This window comes from Thiofilum flexile DSM 14609 (assembly GCF_000380185.1).
Classification (GTDB): domain Bacteria; phylum Pseudomonadota; class Gammaproteobacteria; order Thiotrichales; family Thiotrichaceae; genus Thiofilum; species Thiofilum flexile.
In genome coordinates, this window is sequence record NZ_KB904797.1 from 1 (window position 1) to 6,305 (window position 6,305).

Here is a 6,305-nt window from a genome sequence, read left to right on the forward strand (position 1 = left end):
CGTTGTGAGAAGCCTATGGGATCAGCTATTACTGCGTAAGCGGGCGATTATTGAGACCATCAATGATCAACTAAAAAATCAATCTCAAGTCGAGCATTCTCGTCATCGTTCTTTGACGAATTATATGGCAGATGTGGTCGCGGGATTGATTGCTTATACCTATCAACCCCGAAAACCCTCGTTAAATCTTAGTAGCTCTGCACTTATTGCATTGTAATCAATGAATTAACAGATTTTCTTATGTCGAACTCAGGTTATTTAGATATGGCTATTAAACCATTCCAACATTAGCTCAGGATGCTGGCCGAAATAGTTATAGCCTTGGAATACCACCTCTCCAACGTAACGCCACCAATTGAAGAGAAAAAAACATCCTCATAGGCCATGCCGTATTCATCAGAGGGTAAACTCCATCATACGGCTCAACACAGTTGAAAAAAGTGACACTAGGGAGTGTAGTGTATGAAAAGCATACACGAAATAAGTTTCTCCTGTTACTGTTACCGGCTAACTGTTCGACATCCAATTGTATCTATGCAGTCGACAAAAATTACTTCATCAATACTCATATTTTTTGCTTCCGATGCCAATGTATCAACCCACATCTGCTGAATTATTTATCACCACGCTATTTATACTTATTGCCTTCCATCCCCACTCGGATCTTTTCTTGTTGTAGTTTAAAATTGCTTTACCAGAAATATAATCATCATCTCTAATATCATATGCTTTGATCATTTGGGGAGGAATAAAAACACCATCATCAGTAAATCCCATTCCATTATCTTCCCTTACATTACTTTTAAATGATTTTATCAGAGACTCTGGAATAGGTTTAGTAGTTCTACAAGAAGTTATTGCCTTATATCGTATATCTTTTTTATTAGTATGTTTAGATATACGCACAGCAATTGCATCACCCTCTTCATATTTATCTGATAAACTCCCAATCGGCATAAGACCATCAATTGTTTTGCTTATTCTAAAATGTAGAAGACCTTTTTCTCTATTTATATAGTAAACAACACCAATAAGCTCATTGAAAATATCCCATTTTTCTTTAGTCGAACGATCCTCTATCGTATAGATCTGAAATCGATTTTCATTGTCATATTCTCCTTTGATACGTACTCCTGCTCCTACTTGCTTTTTCTTAACAGAAATCTTGTGATCTGGGACAACCACTTCTATTGGGCAAGGGTTTGATTGTATGTATATACTACGTTTTGCGCTCTTTTTTTTATCATCAATAGTAAAAGGCTTACCTAGTACTCCATCTATCCAAGGTAGTTTTCTGTGCAAAAGCTCTTCTGCATGAATAGCGGTACTTTTATAAAAATCCTGATTTGATACTGCAGATACTATACTTTCGTACCAAGGATAATTTTGAATACGCTTAACTGTTTCTGGTATTTTTTCGTTATTTTTGACTCGATGATTAACGAGTTCCTCAATCTCTAACTTAGCTTCTGAATAAGAAGCAGCTTGAATTAACAATTCAGCAAGCTTAATTTTCACCTTTCCAATAAAACTAATATCTTTTGAACAAAGCAAAGCTTTGCAGTAACATGCTAAAGCTATTTTAGATGAGCTAGGTTGATGGATATCTCCTAACAACTCCCACGCCCAATACTCATTTACTTTATTTTTTACTATATCTAAACCATATGAGAGAGCATCATCACCTCTATCAAGTGTCATAAGTATTCTAGCTTTACTTAATTTCAACCATAAGCTATCAGGATATCTATCAATACAGTTATTAACAAAGGGAAGGATATATAGAAGATCCTCTTTGTCACCTCGCAAAAAAGCATCTTTACTTGCATGCTGAACAACCTTCTCAGCAAGAGAAAGATATAGACTACCCTCATTGGTTCGGTATTGCTCATAATCCTCTGGTCGAAGATACTCTAGTCCCCATATTTTTACAAAAGCCCCCATATTAAGCTTCCCATCTTTTGCGATTTTATCTGCAAGTTGCAAAAAACAAGAATGTAGCAATGATGGTTTATCAACTTTCAAACTAAAATAACTGTTTATATATCTTTTAGCACTAGTAAAATTTGGTGGCTCTTGATCCATCATTTCTTTTGCAACACGATAAATAGCCCATGCTAAATTAGTTTGAACCTCGTCAGATTTATCCCCATCATTGTAGATCTGACTAATAATCTTAAAAGCAGCCTGATGATCTCCTTGCTTGCTAAGTTCTTTAGCTTTAAGAATATTTTGTCTATTAGCATTACATAGCTTAAGAACATACTCTTTTTGATTTAAAAGAATATTATCAGAAAAACTTATTTCTAAATTTTTAATCTGCTCACCATAATAAGTCAAATCCTGCTGATTCCCTAATTTTGCGGCTCGCTTGATCAAGTCGATTATGCACCAAGCAAATGCTTTAATATCCCACTCATTTTTATCTGGATTACTCATTAGCTTAACTGCTATAGCATAGGCTTCATCTAAGTTACCTTCTTTACGTTTAGAAAAAACACTTTTGCTATCAATCATGAATCCAACCTCTCTGTTAACATTAAATTAACCTCATTAACTAAAGTACTTGAGGTACAAAAACCTCTAATAGGTAGGCATGTAGTAAATTGTTTTTTTCCATTATAGAAAATATCAAAAACAGCCATTTCAGTAGATTGCACAAACGTATAACGCTGCTTCCAATCCATAGATTCAATATTTTTTATAAAAATATTTTTTTCTTCAGCTAAAGGAGCCAGTCTCTGGTAAAAGTCACTTAGGAACTCCTCCTCAAACTTAAAGGGATTACCTATTTTTGATAGACTAGATATGATGAGAGTCCCATTAAGCGGGGTAAGAATATCAAGAACTTTCTTACTAAGCTCATTAGTCTCTGGAGAAGAAATTCTTGAAACTTTATCTTTACTATTATAGTTAATATTAATTCTAACAGTTTCACTTTTACTCTGAAAAAAATAACACTCTTGAAATTGATTATGAATAATATTTTTAATTCTAATTTCAGTATTAAAAATCAAATTTTTGATACGATTTAATAACTCCAATAAAAAACACGCATTTGTGGGAATACCAAAACTATCTAACCCTTTACTTTCTTCTTGAGAATTTTGATTATTTATGGTGCTTGCTATGAAGTTTTGGCTTTCATTATATGGTAAATTACCATCATCAATTATCATGGAGGTTGATATAGATTTAATTCTAGAGCCTAATTTAATTGTAGGAGGATCCAACAAGTACAAATTTTTTGTTGTACGCGTAATCGCAGTATAAAACCAGCGGAAGTACTCAGCTGAAAGCTGGTTTTGGTGAGTCTTACATTTCACAAATACATTACTCCACTCACTTCCCTGTGCCTTATGACAAGTTATTGCATAGCCAAACTTTAATTTTAATGCATTGAAATAAGGATCTGCTCTTAATGTATCTTTAAATTCAATGCTATTACGTTTTAAATCTGGATTTCTAATACAAAAATCTAAATATATAGCCTTACTTTCATCTGGAGTCAAAACTGGATTTTCACTGTATAAAAGTCCTTCAAAAACCTTTGCTTCAAAAAAACAAGAAGTGCCATCTAAATCTTTGAATCCAACTTCTATATCTCTAAAAGCCAAGTTAACTTGAGTTTCCTCTACTTGCTCATTTTCTTTATTTTTACGACGCAAAGTCACTACTCTATGTTCAGTTTTACCAAGCACACTCCTTACTAATCCAAAATCACCATTTGAGATAAAAATCCCATGAGCATTATTGTTATTTACAGCCATAACTTTATCACCGCGCGTTACTTCTTTAATTCCTGGAAAAAAGTACTCACGGATACAGCGGTTGTAAGCAGCAACATCAGCATTAGAATATGCTATAATAATGGACTCGCCATTAATTTTTCCTCCACATGATTCGAGATACCTTTCGATCAAATCTATATGCTCTATTTTTTTGATATCTGGATAGTCAAAAGCTACGGTCAATTGATTGAAGGTATTTTTTTTCAACGAGTCTCTGAGCTTCATTGAGTTGATCATGACTCCACTGTCAGCTTTTTGTCGAACTACTTCTTTCAGTTCATAGCTAACACTTTTAAGATTATGCTCACGCAAAAGATATTTAGCATCAAGTGCAGGAGAGAATCGCATTCCTACAGGGGGTAATTGAGCATCATCACCTATAAATATGACTTTTTTTCGATGATCATTATGATCTAAATTGACAAACTTAAAAAAATCTCTTAACAGATATCCTGTTCCAAATCTAAAAAATTCTTCCTCTTGGTAAATATCAGCAATCATAGAAGCTTCATCTACGATAAAAACTGTATCAACAGGCATCTCATTTACAGCAAGCTTAGCATAAAATTTATAGGTTTCAGAGCCATTGAGGTTATCATCGCTATACTCAATTATATCTTTAAAAGAATATATGGTTTTATGAATAGTATAGGCTAGTGAGTTTGTCTTCTTTGCGATTACCTTTGATGCTTTACCAGTTGGAGCCGCCAATACATAATTACGATTTATGGCTTTAAAATAATCTGTTAGCCCTTTGGTAATAAAAGTTTTACCTGTTCCCGCATACCCCCTAAGTAAAAATACCTGCTCATTTTTGCTCTCTAGAAATTGTGCTAAATGATCCACTAGCTCAGTTTGATCATTAGTAAGTGAATATTCAGCAAAGGCATCATGGATAGTAATTAATTGACGTGTTTTTTCTGGTGCCAAATCAATAGAAGCTGCCGCACTTATAGAATTCTGTTTAAATGATTTTATTTTTATTTCATCTAGAGAGAGTTGTAAGTCATTTAGTTCTTTTTGTGATTGTCTTTCTACTGATTCTAGCCTAGCCAACTCCTCTTTAGCATCACGCAACTGGCTTTTCAATTTTTTGTTTATAGTGCTTAAAACCTGAATAGTGTCTTCTTCTCTTATAGGCTCTACAAATACTGGATAGTCAACACCATTACTATCACTATAAGTTTTGAAAAGCCATTGACCTATCAAATAGGCTTCACGAATCAATGCTAAAGCATCCTGTGAGTCTATATGATGACCATGTGCCGCTTTGTTACCTAACATTCGAATCACATGAAGTTTTCCCAGTATGGCTTTATCTATAATATCAGCAAATACATCAAGTTTTAGTTTTTCAAAAAAACCATCATTACTATCACAAGGCAAATTAAGCTCTCGATACAAAAATCCCACTAATTGCTCTGCAAAACAACGTAATTTCACAATAGCTGTATGTGGGTCAGAGTACACATATAACTCTGCTGAATTGGCATACTCATATAGCTTCGGCCAAAGCTTATTTAAATACTTAAAATTATTTGAATTCATGTATTTTATCCATCTTTTTCAGCAAATAGATTTTTGCAAAAAACTCATAAAATACATATAGTATTAAAAATATAGATAAATAAAAATAATACGGACTGGCGGTTAAATTAGTTATATTAGTAAATTATTATACACCTTCAAGGCTTGGTTGTGATTTAACCAAAGCACTCCTACACTTTAATTAATTTATGCTCAAACTGAGCAGAAAGCATTCACTCCCCTAGTTTATTTTATCAAGCAAGTAAAGGACTACATCATGATCTGGCCCAACAACCCCGGACACCTCGAAAAGTGAGTACCCTGTACTAAATTGAAAGAGGTGAGACATGAAACCGAATCAACCGAACAAGAAAGCGTATATCCGTCATTCGGAATCCTACAAAGTGGAGGTGCTCAACCTATCACGGCTATTTCGTTTGGGTGTGAATTAATGCGTAACTGGGCACGCCCTACCTCGGATGAGCTACGTAAAGTCATGCGTTGGTATTTTCCAGAACAACACCGTATAGCCAAAGCCCAACATTAGTCCAATAGCTAGCCAGCATGAGATTGTGTACTATTTCACGATGAAATGGTTTCAAGTGTTATCGACCAATACAGAGGAGTCTTGATGTCATCGACCGTACTGATTTGTTCTGGTCAAGCAATCCCTGACAGATTAATTTGAGACAACTCAAACTCCACCGGCGTTTGATTACCATTAGCCGTATGTAAACGCTCATGGTTGTAATAACGAATATAGTCCTCCACATCCTCTTTCATGGCTTGTCGGGTCAGGTGGTTGACCTTTAATAACCATTCGTTCTTCAAACTACCAAAAAAACGCTCCACCACGGCATTATCCCAGCAGGCACCCACTCCACTCATCGAGGCTTGTATACCATGCTGTTTCAATAAGTTACCAAAGCGTTGGCTGGTGTATTGCGAGCCTTGATCACTATGAAACATCAGGCCAGACGGGGGATT

4 protein-coding genes are annotated in these 6,305 nt (G+C 34.9%); 1 reads left to right on the forward strand and 3 read right to left on the reverse strand.

The window, feature by feature from the left end:
- Positions 1–217, forward strand: a 217-nt coding sequence (locus A3IK_RS19705; RefSeq protein ID WP_020560808.1) for a transposase, incomplete at its 5' end; no start/stop codon positions are given.
- Positions 218–594: 377 nt separating this feature from the next.
- Here A3IK_RS19705 and A3IK_RS0115035 read toward each other — a convergent pair.
- From A3IK_RS0115035 to A3IK_RS0115050, 3 genes are all read right to left on the reverse strand, one after another.
- Positions 595–2,517, reverse strand: a complete 1,923-nt coding sequence (locus A3IK_RS0115035) for a DUF7017 domain-containing protein (RefSeq protein WP_020560809.1) — start codon at positions 2,515–2,517, stop codon at positions 595–597.
- Positions 2,514–5,339, reverse strand: a complete 2,826-nt coding sequence (locus tag A3IK_RS0115040) for an ATP-dependent DNA helicase (RefSeq protein ID WP_020560810.1) — start codon at positions 5,337–5,339, stop codon at positions 2,514–2,516. The genes A3IK_RS0115035 and A3IK_RS0115040 overlap by 4 nt, the downstream gene beginning before the upstream one ends.
- Before the next feature lie 639 nt (positions 5,340–5,978).
- On the reverse strand, positions 5,979–6,305 hold a 327-nt coding region (locus tag A3IK_RS0115050), incomplete at its 5' end, for an IS3 family transposase (protein ID WP_020560812.1).